The following is a 16,061-nucleotide window of genomic DNA, read 5'->3' on the forward strand; positions in this document are numbered from 1 at the left end:
GTTTGATAGCAGATGAAAAAATTACTAAACAGTATACCTCGTGCCTTAATTATTCCTCTATTTATTATAGGTGGTATAGCCGCGGGGCTAAGTACCTATACGGTATATATGTCACGAATGCATTCGTATCTGTCCGACGATCCGTCAGCCTGTACAAATTGTCATATAATGACTCCTTACAATCAGTCGTGGACGCATAGTTCCCACCATTTGCAGGCTACTTGTAATGATTGTCATGTGCCACACGATAATGTTTTTAAAAAATATGCCTTTAAAGCTATGGATGGTCTTAAGCATGCTTCGGTTTTTACGGCCAGAAGTGAGCCGCAGGTTATCCGTCCTCGTACTGCCAGTCATAAAGTGATTATGGATAATTGTATCCGATGTCATACCCAACTCAATACCGAATTGGTAAACACCGGAATGATTGGTTATACCGAGGCTAGAAACGGTGCCGGAAAAGCCTGTTGGGATTGCCATCGTGAAGTACCGCATACCGTTGTAAGCAACCTTTCCTCTTCTCCAAATGCCATTGCACCGCTACCGGAATCCCCTGTCCCGGATTGGCTGAAAGCACTTATAAAAAAATAGGAATCAAAATATAGAAACACTATGTCCAGAAAATTAGCAGAATCAATAAAACGCAAACCAATCATCGGCTGGGGGATATTTGCCGTTGCTATGATTGCCGTATTTATGTTAGGTTTATTAGCGGCCTCTATTACAGAGCGCAGAGCCGAAATCGCTACATTACACAACAACCGGGTAGTCGAAATAACCGGAATTAATCCAAAAAGTGATGAATGGGGGCTTAACTATCCCCGTGAATACAACACCTGGAAAAAGACCAAAGAGATGGATTTCCGTAGTAAATACCTTGGTAATACCTTCGAAGATATTCTCGAAAAACGTCCCGAAATGGTTGTTCTTTGGGCTGGCTACGCTTTTGCCCGCGATTATGCAGCACCACGCGGACACATGTATACGGTAGAAGATGTTAGGCATACGCTCCGGACAGGCGCTCCCGAAAATGGACAGGGAGAAATGCAGCCGTCGACCTGCTGGACGTGTAAAAGTCCTGATGTACCTCGAATGATGCAGGAAGTAGGTATCGCAAATTTTTACAAAACACCATGGAGTCAGAACGGTAGTGAGATTGTCAATCCATTAGGATGCGCCGATTGTCACGATCCGAAAACAATGAAACTGGCGATTACCCGCCCTGCGCTGATTGAGGCTTTTGAACGTCAGGGAAAAGATATTGCCGAAGCGACGCCTCAGGAAATGCGCTCCTTGGTTTGTGCACAATGTCATGTTGAATACTACTTTAAAGGCGACGGTAAATACCTGACTTTCCCGTGGGATGGTGGGATGACCGTTGAAGCGATGGAAAACTATTATGACAATGTCAATCATACCGATTGGGTGCATCACTTAAGCAAAGCTTCAATGCTAAAAGCCCAACATCCCGATTATGAACTATACCTTCTCGGACCTCATGCCCAACGCGGACTTAGTTGTGCCGATTGCCATATGCCCTACAAAGCGGAAGGTGGTATCAAATACTCCGATCATCAGATTATGAGTCCGATGAAAAATATTGCATCAACCTGTCAGACGTGTCACCGCGACAGTGAGGATAATCTGAGAAACTATGTCTATGACTATCAGGATAAGGTATTGGAGATCCGTAACCGTATTGAAAAAGAACTTGCTAAAGTTCATATTATGGCCAAAACAGCATGGGACAACGGAGTTGACAAAGCAAAAATGGAAGGTCCTTTAAAATTAATCCGTCAGGCACAATGGCGATGGGATTTTGTAGGAGCTTCACACGGGGCTTCGTTCCATGCTCCCGTAGAATCACAGCGTATTCTGGCGCATAGTCTTGATCTTACCATGCAGGCGCAACTGGAATTGCAAAAGGTATTATTTCCGCTTGGTGTGATGAACATTGTGATGCCTGATATTTCAACAAAAGAAAAAGCACAAAAGTATGTCGGACTTGATATGGAAAAACTTCACAGTGCAAAAAATCAGTGGATTAAAAATACGATCCCAAAATGGATTGAAAAAGCAAAAGCGGAAGGTAAACTAAACTGATCTTAAATAATTAAATCCGGTATGAAAAGCAGTAAGACAACAACGAAAAACAAACGCAAAATATGGCAAATGCCTTGGGGGTTTCCGGAAAGTATCACTATCGTTTGCGGTATCGTTGTTGTTGGTAGTATGCTTCAGCTTCTACTTAAAGACGGTTTTAATTTCTATTTGCTCGCAGCTCCGGTAAATTATTATATCGGAGGAGGTCTTATTTTGACTTGTATTGGTTTATCCTTGTTGAAAAAGAATCGCTTTATAAAATGGTTTTCCGGCATTCCGTTTTCCATATCCTTGATTATGGTATTCTTACTGCTAAGCCTTATCATGGGATTGACACCTCAGCTGACAGGTGAACAGACGAATACCGGAACTATTTTTTCTCAATTAGGATTTGATCAGATGACTCATTCATGGGCTTTTGTCCTGATTTATCTTACCATGTTACTCGCTTTAGGAGTACTTATAGCACAACGATTGCAAAATTTTAAATGGAAAGATTATACCTTTCATGCCTACCATATAGGAATATGGCTGGTTCTATTCAGCGCAGGACTGGGACATGCCGATATGGAACGATATATCATGCACGTACCCGAAGGTGAAACCGAATGGCGGGTATACGATGCTTCCAAAAATGTGAAAGAACTTCCTATCGCGATTCAGCTTAACGATTTTGATATGGAAACCTATCCACCGCAATTGACCATCATTGATCGTCATAGTGGCGCACCACAACCAAAAGCCAAGCCGGATTTCTATTCGATTGATTCCGAAAACTCCAGCGGCATGCTTAACGGATGGCAATTGAAACTGGAAAAATATATTCATCAGGCTATTCGCAACAGTGATAGTACCTATCGCGAAATGCCAATGCTTGGTGCTACTCCTGCTGCACGTATCAGTATGTATAACCCTTCCACCGGAGTCAAACATTCCGGTTGGGTTTGTGGCGGCAATCAGGCGCAACTTTATATGACGTTGCCATTAACTGAACATCTTTCCGTAGTGATGAGCCAGGCCGAGCCAAAACGGTTTCGATCTGATGTCATACTATATACCCCTAACGGAACTCCCAAAAAAGCAATCATCGAAGTCAATAAACCGGCTCAGGTGAGTAACTGGATGGTCTATCAATACGGTTACGATAATCAGGCCGGGCAATTATCAAAATATAGCAGTATGGAACTGGTTTATGATCCATGGAAAACTGCTGTTTATATCGGTTTTGGACTGATTGCATTGGGGACTATTGCCATGATCTGGAATGGTAAACAAATCAAACATAAGTATACAAACGATAAACAACCTCACGAAATATGACTTGGGATAATTTTACCGGATTTGCATTACTATCTATAATCTGCTGGTTATCGGCCGGTAGTATATTATATTTCCCTAAACTTCCCAAAAAACTTTCCGATATATTAATGATCCTTGGTCTGTTTATATTTGCATTTTTTATTATCGGACTGTGGATTAAACTGGAACGACCTCCAATGCGAACTATGGGCGAAACCCGTTTGTGGTATTCCTTTTTTCTTGCTGCTTTTGGATACATTACGTATCGCCGTTGGAAATATTCCTGGCTGCTGTCTTTTTCGGCAGTTATGGCTACAGCTTTTGTAATGGTCAATCTCTTAAAACCTGAAATACATTCCAAAAACCTGATGCCCGCGTTACAAAGCAAATGGTTTGTACCTCATGTAACGGCCTATATGCTTTCCTATGCCCTGTTTGGAGCAACAACAGTTGGTGCTTTTATTCAACTATACAAGAGCATCAAATTCAAAAAAAACGATCCGAAAATATTCGATTTTATAGATAATACCGTCTATGTAGGATTCGGATTCCTGATCTTAGGTTTACTGATGGGAGCCGTATGGGCAAAAGAAGCATGGGGCCACTACTGGGAATGGGATCCAAAAGAAACCTGGGCCTTTATTACCTCTTTCGCTTATCTGGCCTATATACATCTAAGGCTCCTCGGTAAAAAATACGAAAAATTTGCGCTGTACGTATTACCTATAGCCTTTGTTTTACTGATAATTACATGGATTGGTGTTAATTATCTACCAGCCGCTCAAAAAAGTACCCATGTCTATTCGTCGATGGATTCGTATCTTTTCTATTTCCTTATACCCTATCATCCTAAAAATAAAAATACTGCCCTGTAAAACAATCATGTAGTAAATTTCGTTTATTTGTTAAATCAATCAATCACAAACGAACAATCAACATGAAACGTACTTTATCAACGATTGCCATACTGGCATTTACTTTCGGGTGCATGATCCTCCCGGCATCGGCACAAACAAAATCAAATAGCAAAGACGATATTTCCAAAGTAGAATCCGGATTAATGCCGGCTGTTCGCTTTAAAGGCGAACCACTCTGGACCTTAGAATCCCGGATGAAACATTACGCTATTCCCGGAATGAGTATTGCCGTGATCAAAAATTCGAAAGTGATCTGGAGCAAATCGTATGGCTTTGCCGATGTCGAATCCAAAACCCCGGTCGAATCCAAAACCTTATTTCAGGCAGCTTCTATAAGTAAACCGGTTAGTGCTTATGCTGCATTAAAAACCGTTGCATCCGGAAAGCTTAATCTTGATGCCGATGTCAATTCGTATTTAAAATCGTGGAAAATTCCGGAAAATGAATTTACAAAAGAAAAGAAAGTCAGCCTTAAAAATATTCTCAGTCATACCGCTGGCTTAACTGGACATGGCTTTGCCGGGTATGAAGCCGGTGCGCCTTTGCCATCGGTTATTCAGATTTTAAACGGACAAAAACCGGCTAATTCACCGGCTGTCGTAGTGGATAAACTTCCCGGTACCTCATTTCGGTACTCCGGTGGTGGATATACCATTATGCAACAACTCCTGATAGACCTTGAAAATAAAGACTTCGCTTCCATTATGTCTGAAAAAGTACTTGTTCCTCTGGAAATGAAAAACAGTACTTTTGTGCAACCGTTGCCAACAGCACAAGCATCGTTTGCCGCTACAGCCTATAACGTTAATGGAGTGAGAGTACCGGGAAAATACCATACCTATCCCGAGCAGGCCGCAGCCGGTTTATGGACTACCGCCGAAGATCTGGCAAAGTTTGTCATCGACATTCAAAATACCGTGAATCATAAAAGTACGCTTGTCCTTTCTCAAAAAATGGCCGAGGCATTTACAACTCCTTTTATCGAATCGTTTATCGGATTGGGGATTTTTCTGGAAAACAAAAACGGACAGGTTTACTTTAGCCATGGCGGTTGGAATGAAGGTTTTTCCAGTAAATTCGTAGGTAACAAAACCAACGGCGACGGAATTGTAGTGTTAACCAATACCAATAAACCGGAATTTATAGAAGAACTCATTCGTTCGGTCGCTTCGGTGTATCAATGGCCGGATTATATAGCTCCTGCTCATACCATTTTACCGTTAACCCAACAAGATTTTAATAATACGGGGCGTTACAAATCAAACAAATACGGATTTTATAAAGTCTATAGCGATAACGGAAAATTAATGTTGATCAACAACATAGAACGTCCGGTAGCACTGCTTAAAATATCCGAAAACACCTATGCGCTTCGTGATGCGCCTTTTAACGTAAAAATTACAGGAGATGCAAAAACGGGAACAAAAGAACTTACATTGGTTTTTCCGGATGAACCGGCCCGTCCTGGAAATCCGCAGCTAAAAAACGATGAAAAAGTACCTTTAGAACTACTTTTGGAAGGTTCGTTTGAAAAAGGTTTGAAGGCTTATCAAAATGCCAAAACCGAAGATCCTAACCATCAGTCCCTTTCCGAAGATTATCTAAACCGTTTGGGCTATAGCCTGCTGAGTCAAAAAGATTTTACAAAAGCAATCGCCATTTTCCGTGTCAATACACTATTGTATCCCGACAGTGAAAATGTGTACGACAGCCTGGGAGAGGCCTATATGAATACCGGAGAAAAAGACAAAGCAAAACAAAACTATCAAAAGGCGTTGGAATTAAATCCAAAAAACGAAAACGCTGCCCAAATTTTAAAAACATTATAAAAAGATACGACCTTCAATCACGAAGGTCGTTTTTATTTTAAAATATAGTATCGCTTACATTGGTATTTCCAATTTTATTACCCATCTGGAAAAACGGCCGATTCGCGTATACGTCAGGCGTTTGATCATAAGCATTATTATAGCAACAACGATCCAACGATACGAATCATGGATCATCTGAGATGCTGGTTTATCTAAAAAAATAGTTTAGTATAAAAACAATAAAACATCCCTTTTATCCCTTATATATTTAATTCGGTTTCGATATTCACCATTCACTATCAAAAAACAGCTATTATTATATGACGATCAGCATCCCGTTTTACCGTAACGCTTCAGGAATTATTCTTTTTTTAGTATTCTTTTTTTACACGGTATCCGGATTTGGTCAATCGATTAGCGGAAAAGTAACCAATTCTGAAAATCATCCCGTTATGGATGCTCAAATCACGCTTACCAATGCCGGTGTACAAAAGCAGAGCCTTACAGATAAAAATGGTTTTTATAAAATGACTGTTCCATCGGGTAATTACCTTTTTGAGATTGTAAAAGAGAATACAACCCTGTTTTCGCAAAACATAACCATTGATCATGATACGCTAAAAGACATCACCCTTACGATAACAACCAACGCTAAAGTCGATTTGGAAGAAGTGACCATCATCACCAAAAAGAAACTATTGGAACGCAAAGTGGACCGAACCGTCTTTAATGTTGAAAATTCTATTAACGCTCAGGGTGTCGATGCCATTGAAGCCTTATCCAATACACCACAGGTAAAAATTACCGATAATGCGATTCTGATTGCCGGTAAAAGTTCGGTCGCTGTAATGATCAATGACAGACTATTGAATTTACAAGGTGAGGAACTTCTCAATTATCTAAAAAGTATCCGTTCGGACGATATCGCCAAAATTGAAGTGATCACTACGCCACCGGCAAAATATAGTGCCGAAGGCCTAAGCGGACTGATCAATATTATTTTAAAGAAGAATAGTAAAATCGGATGGAATGCTTCCTTACAGGCGGGCGGTTTTTTTTATTCGGATGCCGTACTAAATTCAGGTCGATCGGGAGGAATTTTTAATTATCAGAATGAACGCTTATCATTGTCGACCGGGTTTACCTATACGGGTTTTAAACGGCAACAAAACACAACCAATAACATTACCTATACGAATAACGATTACTGGAATAACACCGGGGAATCGCTATATAAATCCGCGTATATAAGTCCTAATCTAAAAGCCGAATACAAACTGAATGCTAAAAGTACTGTCGGTTTTACTTATAATTATTCCACAATGAATACCGATCAGCGACTTAACAGCGAAACCTTCCGGAAAATTACGGCTGTCGAACAAAACTTTCAATCATTATCTACCGATAGCCTGCAAAACCAATACCATTCCGGTACTGTTTTTTACGACCTGAAACTGGATACTCTTGGCACCGTTCTTCGCTTTTCGGGTAACTATCTAAAAGCTAAAACCGATACCGACAAATGGGCTAAAACCTATGAAAACAGTGCTGAAAACACCTTGCTAAACAACAATACCGGTCATTATCAAATTACCGCTTTTCAGGCCGATCTCGAAAAAAAACTGTTTGGTCTTATTGGGGAATTTGGTCTTAAATATACCGCGATCCGAAATGATGCTTTGCTAAAGATATACGACATTGAAAATGGTATTCCGATTCTAAATACGGCGATTAGCAATGACTTTTTTTACCGGGAAAACAATTATGCCGCCTATTTTAGTTTACTACGGAAATTAGGTTCCAAATGGGAGGCCAAAGCCGGTTTGCGTTATGAATATACCTATCTGGAAGGTAGTATTCCCAACCAACAACAGACAACCAATCATTACGGTCAGTTTTTCCCAACCGGATATCTGACTTATAAACCCAATGAAAATCACGCTTTTAGTCTTAGTTATTCCAGACGCATTAACAGACCTAATTTTCAGTCATTAAACCCATTCCGCAGGTATTATTCCACCTACGAATATCAGGAAGGGAATCCGTATCTAAGACCTGCAATCAGTAATACCATTGAGTTGAATTATACTTTAAAAAACAATTTTAACGTTAACCTTTACTATACCCGATCCGATGATAATTGGGACCGAATCATTCGTTTTAGCGATGGTTTTAGGATCCACCAACTGGAGAATTTCTATACCATGCATACCTACGGTACCACGATCAGTTATACACAAAACCATTTAAATTGGATGGAAAACACAGCCAGTTTACAAGGTAGTTTTATGACTACGGAATCCGATATACCCGATGCTATAGCTGTTAGCAACGGCTTTCTTGCAGAATGTAATCTGAACAGTACCTTTCCGCTCAGAACGGACAAAACCCTGTCTTTATTTGTAATTCTAGCCGGGAATACGCCTTATCAGTATGGAAATACTTTTTTCTACGGTTATTTTAAAAACTCGATTGGAATAAAGGGTTCCTTTCTTAAAAAGAATCTTGCTTATACCTTTCTTTTTAATGATGTTTTCAATACCACACAATCAAAAGGAGACGAATATTTTAAAGATTTCCAGTCTTTTTATGCCTATCGATCCAGTAATCGTTATCTGAATTTGTCCGTGACCTATAAATTTGGAAATAGCACGATTAAAGGAGTCAATCAAAAGATTCAATTCGATGAAAATAACAGGGCTTTATAATTGATAAACCTTATAATAGCGATTCAATTACGTTTGCGCTATTGGCTATAATTCTATTTTAGAAAAAAAAGATTCCAATAAAAGGGCTTTACTCAGCGATTCCAGTTGTTTTTCGCTGGCGTGTATTTCCCAACTTAGTGTAATCGTATCCAATTCTTTTTGCTGAGCAATCAACCTTGATTTGACACCATACTTTACAAAAAGTTCGGTACATTGGGGAAAACCATCGTCCTTTTTATCAAATGTGATATGCAGTGTCCGGTACTGATTGATTCGGTCGATTTTATTTTGCAGATAGGTCAATGTAGTGAGTACCAACAATATCAAACCACCGCCACAAGCCGAAATCAGATAATGCCCGGCTCCTATTCCCATGCTGATGGCTGCCACCGCCCAAATCGTCGCGGCAGTAGTAATTCCGTTTATATGATTGTCGGCTCTAAAAATGACACCGGCGCACAAAAATCCCAATCCGGTTACGATATTGGAAGCGATCCGATCCGGATTACCTTCTCCCCCTATCCAAATGGACATAACGGTAAAAAAACAAGCCCCTATTGAAATCAGTATTGTAGTTCGGAATCCGGCTGCTTTCCCCCTGTATTCCCGTTCTGCACCAATAATAGCGCCCCAAATAACAGCTATAAAAAAACGTAACATTATTTCCATTTCTATTGCCATACCGTATTGCTTTTTAGACTATTATAAATATATCTATTTTTTTTGATCAAAACATCGCTACACCTGACAGGTTTTTAAAACCTGTCAGGTGTTACAAAAAAAGCAAAAAATCCCTCTGACATTTTAAACAAAGTAATTTGACATTTTAAACAAAATGACAGCATTCATAACCCGGTAATTTTGTCCTATAACTTTTAATATTAAAAAAGATGAGACAGAACAATTATCAGGGCGCGTTACAACAACCTATTGGTTCCGGATTTAACGCAACAGCAACTACAAATGAGGTAATCAAAGGAATTGACCTCAACGGAAAAATCATAATTGTTACCGGTGGTAATACCGGTATCGGACTTGAAACGACTAAAACACTTGCTAGTGCAGGTGCAACGGTAATCGTTGCCGCAAGGGACATCGAAAAAGCAACGAAAAATCTTGACGGTATCAAAAATGTCGAACTGGAAGTACTGGATGTTATGAATCCGGATTCGATTACCGCTTTTTCCAAAAAATTCCTGGCGTCCAACAGACCTTTGCATATCCTTATAAACAATGCCGGGATTATGTGGGTACCTTTGCGTAGAGACAGTCGCGGATTCGAATCACAACTGGCTACCAATTACCTGGGACAATTTCATCTAACCGCGATGTTATTCCCTGCCTTAAAAAAAGCTAACGGTGCGCGGGTAATCAATGTGTCTTCCTTAGGTCATCAAATGGCTCCTTTTAATTTTGAAGATCCAAATTTCCTTCACCGGGAATACGAAACCTTACAAGCTTACGGACAATCCAAAACGGCCAGTAACTTATTTGCAATGGAACTCGACAACCGCGCCAAAGCGTTCAATGTACGGGCCTATTCGTTACATCCCGGTTCTATTGGCGGTACGGAATTAGGTAGAGAAGCATCATTGGAATTATTCCAAAAAATGGGATTCCTGGACGAAAACGGTGCCATGCTGTCGGAAGTAGCCGCACGATTAAAAACCATTCCACAAGGTGCCGCAACAACGGTATGGTGTGCTACAAGTCCGCTATTGGATACGATTGGCGGCGTGTATTGCGAAGATACCGATATCGCCCCATTGGCCAACGAAGCCAGTGTCGGATCTTATGGTGTGGAATTGTATTCATTAGACGAATCCAATGCTAAAAAACTATGGGATTTAAGTGAGCAGCTAACCGGTATAAACTTTCCAATTCTCTAAAAAATGAAACCTTTTAACGGAAAAATCGCGGTTATCACGGGTGGTAATAGCGGAATCGGGTATGCTACGGCAAAAGAACTCAAAGAAAACGGTGCAACGGTCATTATCACTGGACGCCGAAAAGAAGCTATTGAAAAAGCGGCTTTGGAATTGGGTGTTACCGCTGTGGTGGCCGATCAATCCAATGTGGCCGATATTACTCATTTAGTCGCCACCGTTAGTCAGCGGTTTGGAAACATAGATATGTTGTTGATCAATGCCGGAATAACCAGTGTGTCCGCCATAGAAACGACCACCGAAAGTATGTTCGATTCCATAATGAACGTCAATTTTAAAGGTGCCTTTTTTACCCTAAGCCGGTTTATTCCTTTTCTGAATGAGGCAACATCGGTTGTGTTTTTATCCTCAACTTCAGCAACCATATCGCCGCCAAATGCTTCGGTTTATGCCGCGAGCAAAGCCGCGCTGAATGCTTTTATGAAAATCGCGGCTCTTGAATTGGCTCCGAGAAAAATAAGAGTGAATGCTGTAAGTCCGGGACCGGTAGCCACCGAAATTATGGATAAACTAGGACTGGATAAAAATGTCGAAACGCAAATGATAAACAGTATTCCGTTGGCCCGTTTCGGTAAGCCGCAGGAAGTAGCACGTTTGATCACCTATCTGTTGAGTGATGAAGCTTTGTTTATTACCGGTTCTGCATTTTTAATCGATGGCGGACAATCGATTTAAGTTGCTTGTTTAAAAAGCCTGTTTTAGATCAGACAGGCTTTTTATTCTTTTAAAACATTTTGACATTTTAAACAAAGTTATTCCTATAATACGCAGTACTTTTGTAGTGATCAGCGTTTTATAAAAAACTATTTTATACTATCTTATGGAATATCAGGCGAAATACATCACTCCGGATATCAAACTTTCCAGTTATGATGATAAATTATTCAAATCGGATATTATGTTTGACGAGCATATGTTGATCTGGTTTATTTCCGGGGAAACAAAAATCATTCAGGCCGATAGTACTTTCTTTTTTAAAACCGGAGACATTTTTCTGATTCCCAGAAATCAATTGGCCACCATAATCAATTACCCCAAAAATGGTCAGCCACACAAAACAGTTGTGATGCATTTGACTATAGAACGACTTAAAAAGTTCTATGAAAAAATAGATATCCCAAAAAAATTGTTTTCCGAACATAAAATATATCATTTTAATACGCATCCCTTATTAGAAAGTTGTTTATCGTCTCTGATCCCTTATTTTGAATTAGAAGGTAATTTTCCGGAACATATCGCTTCCTTAAAAATCACCGAAGCCATCAGTATTTTAAGAGAAATCGATCCAAACATTGATACGATTTTAGCTAATTTCGATGAACCGGGTAAAGTGGATCTGATTCATTTTATGGAACGCAATTTTATGTTTAATATGCCCCTGGAAAAACTGGGCTACCTTACCGGTCGCAGTCTTTCCACTTTTAATCGGGATTTTAAAAGGCTGTTTAATACTACACCTCAAAAATGGTTGACAAAAAAAAGACTGGAATTGGCCTATTATCAGCTTACAGAAAAAAGGAAAAAACCAATTGAAATTTATCTTGAAGTTGGTTTTGAAGATCTTTCGCATTTCTCTTTTGCGTTTAAAAAACAATTTGGAATAGCGCCAACTGCTTTACTCAAATAAACAAAACTTTATGAGCCATACAACAAAGTAAATTTGAGCTTCTCAACAAAATGCTAATTTCATTTTTGTGGGAACTTTGCTATATCAAAATTGAAATACAATGAAACGAATAGACAAAGTTTACACAAACGGTGCTTTTATAAGCCCAAAAGGAACGATGGTTTTTGATTTGATCAACCCGACTAACCGTCAAAAAATCGGCGAAGTGGTGTTAGGTGATGAAACCGATACCCAGGAAGCCATTGCCGCGGCAAAAGAAGCTTTTAAATCCTTTTCAAAAAGTAGTATCGAAACCCGTATCGAGTTATTGGAACGACTAAAAACTGCCGTTCAGAAACGGGAAAAAGAGCTTATCGAAGTTATGATACTCGAATATGGCGGAACGCGCCAGTTTTGTACCACGAGTATCCACTATGCCATCACTTCTTTTTCGAACATGATCGAAGTGCTACGCGGGTTTGATTTTAATCGTATAGCCGGTAATACCCGGGTACAAATGACTCCGGTTGGTGTGGTTGGAATTATCACACCGTGGAATGCAAGCAATAGTTTTATCTGTAATAAACTCGCCACAGCCATTGCGGCCGGTTGTACCGTGGTTGTAAAACCAAGCGAAATGAGTGCTTTGCAAACACAACTATTAACCGAATGTATCCATGAAGCCGGGTTGCCTAAAGGACTCTATAATATGGTTAACGGCCTCGGAAATGTGGTCGGTACTACGATTACCAGTCATCCGGATATTGCTAAAATTTCGTTTACCGGTTCTACGCTCACCGGAAAATTAATTGCCAAAGGAGCGGTCGATACGGTAAAAAGAGTTACTCTGGAACTGGGCGGAAAATCACCCAATATCATTCTGGACGATGCCGATCTGGAACAGGTAATTCCTCAGGCGGTTTTCGGAGCCTATATGAATAGCGGGCAGGCTTGTGTTGCTCCTACTCGTTTACTGGTTCCCAAAACAAAACTGGAAGCGGTTAATCGTATTGCCAAAGCAGCTGTAGTCACAATACAAGTGGGAAATCCCGAAAATGAAACGACTCACGTCGGGCCTATGGTGTCGGAAAAACAATTTGAACGCGTGCAGCATTATATCCAAACCGGAATCGAAGAAGGCGCTTCTTTACTCGCCGGAGGATTGGGGAATCCCGAAGGACTGGAAAACGGGAACTTTGTAAAAGCTACTATTTTTACCAATGTTCACAATGATATGCGTATCGCCCGCGAGGAAATTTTTGGCCCGGTACTTTCCATTATTCCGTATGAGGATGACGAGGATGCCATCGCAATTGCCAACGATACAACCTACGGACTCGCGGCCTATATCAGTACCGCCGACGAAAACCGCGCGCTGAAAATGGCGACACAACTTGAAGCCGGACGAATTAACATCAATGGTTTTAAACACGATCCTTTAGCTCCGTTTGGTGGGTTTAAACAATCCGGATTAGGTCGCGAATACGGTTCGTTCGGATTGGACGAATATCTGGAACCAAAGGCAATACTAATCTGATTTTTCAAATAAAATAGTACATTTATATCCTTGTCAGCGTAACAACTGACAAGGTTTTTATTTCGATTTTTTATGGCAACAACTTCCGATAATATCCGCTATTCCTGTCATGCTGCGGCATTCCGGGAAGGTGAGCAGTTTGTTCACTCCCATAGTTTGTCTATGGTTATTTCCGGAGAAATGGAACTGAACGATGGTACAAACCGGCATGTTTTCCGAAAAGGAGATCTATACTTTGCACGTAAAAAACAATTGTTGAAGTTTATTAAAAAACCTTTGGAAAATGAGGAATTTCAGTCAATTTCGATTCTTTTTGAAGACGAATTACTAAACAATTTCAGTATCGAAAATAAAATCACAATCGATCCCAAACGCTACGACACCGCTTATATTCCGCTTTCGGATTCCGGACATCTCCGTTATTTTATGGAATCCCTGTTACAGTATCAGGATCTTTTGGAAGATAAGGCTCCGGCTTTTATAACGCTCAAACAAAAAGAGGCACTTACCTTATTGCTTGCCTATGATCCTTTATTAAAAGATACCTTATTCGATTTTACGGAACCGCATAAAATCGATCTGGAAACATTTATGCACAAGAATTACCATTTTAATGTTAAGATCGAACGGTTTGCTTATCTCACCGGCAGAAGTCTGGCTACTTTTAAAAGGGACTTTCAAAAAATTTTCCAGACTTCCCCGCGAAACTGGTTGCAACAACGGCGTTTAACCGAAGCCTATTACCTAATCGAACAACAACATAAAAAACCCAGCGAAGTCTATCTTGACCTCGGTTTCGAAGATTTATCCCATTTTTCCTTTGCTTTTAAAAAGCAATTTGGAATAACACCAACAGCGCTATTAAAATAAGTGCAATTCCTTTTATTATTTTTTATCGTTTTAATCTATCGGGTTTAACGATTTATTTCAGTAAAAAACAATTTCCAAACAAAAAGGCTGCCTTACTACTAAGACAGCCTTTTTGTTTTCTTTAATTCAATACACCCGGTTATTGGTCTTTTTTAAACATAAAATTGCCTCCTTTTTGTTTTAATACCATACTTTTTTCCGCTGGATTAAACTCCAGAATTAATCCGGCTTTATCAAATAGGAACTGGTCTTTTGCAGCAGCTTCTAACGCAATTGCCGGCTGACCGGGTGTTAGCAATTGTAACGTACTATTTTCTTTGGTGATCGTCATTTTTACCGGAATTTCGGCAGATGAATAGGTTCCCAGATATTGTTCCAAAGCTTCCGGACTTACCGCATAGGTTTTAAATTCCGGAATATCATACGGCTGGTTGAAAATCGCACTTAAAATCGTTAATGCAATCGCATTTCCACTGTAATTCGCCCCATTCGATGTCATCGCAAAAGAGATATCACCATCACTATAATAGGTAAAAGTACCATTAAATCCATCGATATTTCCGGCATGTCCGTAACCGATTTTATCATCAAACGGCATTTTAAAAAGTCCGCGTCCATAATTGTCTTCAATTGCTTTCATCGCGTCCAAACTTTCCTTTTTAAGTAGTTTCCCTTTAAAAAGGCCTTCGCTAAACACTATTAAATCGCCCGGAGTGGATACCATACCGCCGGCGCCCATCGGAATGGACATATCCGTTTCCGGTTCGGCTTTCCAGGCTTCGGCAAATCTATACGATCTGGATTCATTATTTTCAGTATTGATCTTTCCTCCAAAAAAGGTATTTTTTAAGTTCAATGGTTTCACAATATGGATTTGTACCAATTCCGAATACGGTTTTTTAAAGGTTTTCTCCAAAATATAGGTCAACAATACATAATTGGAATTGCAATATTTCCCTTTGCTTCCCGGTTCGAAATCACTTCCCCCTTTGGCGATAAGGGCAACCATTTCACGTTCTGTCATTGGTTTGGTATTCCAGTCTTCATAATCGTCATCTCTGGTAAAATCATGGATTCCGCTATGGTGGTTTAACAGTTGACTGATCGTAATTTTAGAAGCATTCGCAATCGTTGGGAAAAATTTTTCAATGGTTTGATTCAGACCTAACTTTTTGTTTTCGATAGCTTTAAAAATCAAAACCGACGTAAACGTTTTCGAGATCGATCCAATACGGTATTTTGTGTTTTCGTTCGCTTTGCGGTT

The 16,061-nt window shown here is 39.9% G+C and carries 13 protein-coding genes; 11 read left to right on the forward strand and 2 right to left on the reverse strand.

The genetic code is table 11. The features are described from left to right. The first annotated feature begins 12 nt into the window (after positions 1 to 12). The 6 genes from nrfH (at position 13) to Q1R07_RS14200 (ending at position 8,838) form a co-directional block, all read left to right on the forward strand. Complete coding sequence (gene nrfH / locus Q1R07_RS14175) at positions 13 to 591, forward strand: cytochrome c nitrite reductase small subunit (protein ID WP_300491509.1); 579 nt, start codon at positions 13 to 15, stop codon at positions 589 to 591. Between the two features lie 21 nt (positions 592 to 612). Continuing rightward, a complete protein-coding gene (nrfA, locus tag Q1R07_RS14180) occupies positions 613 to 2,103 on the forward strand; it encodes an ammonia-forming cytochrome c nitrite reductase (RefSeq protein WP_300491510.1) in 1,491 nt (496 codons plus the stop codon). Positions 2,104 to 2,124: 21 nt separating this feature from the next. Continuing rightward, positions 2,125 to 3,423 (forward strand): cytochrome c biogenesis protein ResB, encoded by a 1,299-nt coding sequence (locus tag Q1R07_RS14185; RefSeq protein ID WP_300491512.1) that lies wholly within the window; start codon positions 2,125 to 2,127, stop codon positions 3,421 to 3,423. Then, positions 3,420 to 4,277: a cytochrome c biogenesis protein CcsA gene (gene ccsA / locus Q1R07_RS14190; RefSeq protein WP_300491514.1), complete on the forward strand. Its 858-nt coding sequence runs from the start codon at positions 3,420 to 3,422 to the stop codon at positions 4,275 to 4,277. Before Q1R07_RS14185 ends, ccsA begins: the two co-directional genes overlap by 4 nt. A gap of 62 nt (positions 4,278 to 4,339) precedes the next feature. Beyond that, positions 4,340 to 6,148, forward strand: coding sequence for a beta-lactamase family protein (locus Q1R07_RS14195; RefSeq protein WP_300491516.1), 1,809 nt, complete (start codon positions 4,340 to 4,342; stop codon positions 6,146 to 6,148). Between the two features lie 302 nt (positions 6,149 to 6,450). Beyond that, a complete protein-coding gene (locus tag Q1R07_RS14200; protein ID WP_300491518.1) occupies positions 6,451 to 8,838 on the forward strand; it encodes a TonB-dependent receptor in 2,388 nt (795 codons plus the stop codon). Between the two features lie 45 nt (positions 8,839 to 8,883). Here Q1R07_RS14200 and Q1R07_RS14205 read toward each other — a convergent pair whose 3' ends face one another. Then, complete coding sequence (locus tag Q1R07_RS14205; RefSeq protein WP_300491520.1) at positions 8,884 to 9,519, reverse strand: MgtC/SapB family protein; 636 nt, start codon at positions 9,517 to 9,519, stop codon at positions 8,884 to 8,886. Between the two features lie 209 nt (positions 9,520 to 9,728). On the opposite strand from Q1R07_RS14205, the gene Q1R07_RS14210 reads away from it, so the two are divergent. The 5 genes from Q1R07_RS14210 (at position 9,729) to Q1R07_RS14230 (ending at position 14,797) form a co-directional block, all read left to right on the forward strand. Then, positions 9,729 to 10,727 carry an SDR family NAD(P)-dependent oxidoreductase gene (locus Q1R07_RS14210; protein ID WP_300491522.1) on the forward strand — a complete coding sequence of 333 codons (999 nt, stop codon included), beginning with the start codon at positions 9,729 to 9,731 and terminating at the stop codon, positions 10,725 to 10,727. A gap of 3 nt (positions 10,728 to 10,730) precedes the next feature. After that, positions 10,731 to 11,459, forward strand: a complete 729-nt coding sequence (locus Q1R07_RS14215; RefSeq protein ID WP_300491524.1) for an SDR family oxidoreductase — start codon at positions 10,731 to 10,733, stop codon at positions 11,457 to 11,459. A gap of 145 nt (positions 11,460 to 11,604) precedes the next feature. Then, complete coding sequence (locus Q1R07_RS14220; protein ID WP_300491526.1) at positions 11,605 to 12,411, forward strand: helix-turn-helix domain-containing protein; 807 nt, start codon at positions 11,605 to 11,607, stop codon at positions 12,409 to 12,411. 100 nt (positions 12,412 to 12,511) lie between these two features. Beyond that, positions 12,512 to 13,927, forward strand: coding sequence for an aldehyde dehydrogenase family protein (locus tag Q1R07_RS14225; protein ID WP_300491528.1), 1,416 nt, complete (start codon positions 12,512 to 12,514; stop codon positions 13,925 to 13,927). 72 nt (positions 13,928 to 13,999) lie between these two features. Beyond that, positions 14,000 to 14,797 (forward strand): AraC family transcriptional regulator, encoded by a 798-nt coding sequence (locus tag Q1R07_RS14230; RefSeq protein ID WP_300491530.1) that lies wholly within the window; start codon positions 14,000 to 14,002, stop codon positions 14,795 to 14,797. A 139-nt stretch (positions 14,798 to 14,936) separates the two neighbouring features. Here Q1R07_RS14230 and Q1R07_RS14235 read toward each other — a convergent pair. Next, positions 14,937 to 16,061: serine hydrolase domain-containing protein (locus Q1R07_RS14235; protein WP_300491532.1), on the reverse strand; the 1,125-nt coding region annotated here is incomplete at its 5' end.

Source organism: Flavobacterium sp. (assembly GCF_030146175.1).
Classification (GTDB): domain Bacteria; phylum Bacteroidota; class Bacteroidia; order Flavobacteriales; family Flavobacteriaceae; genus Flavobacterium.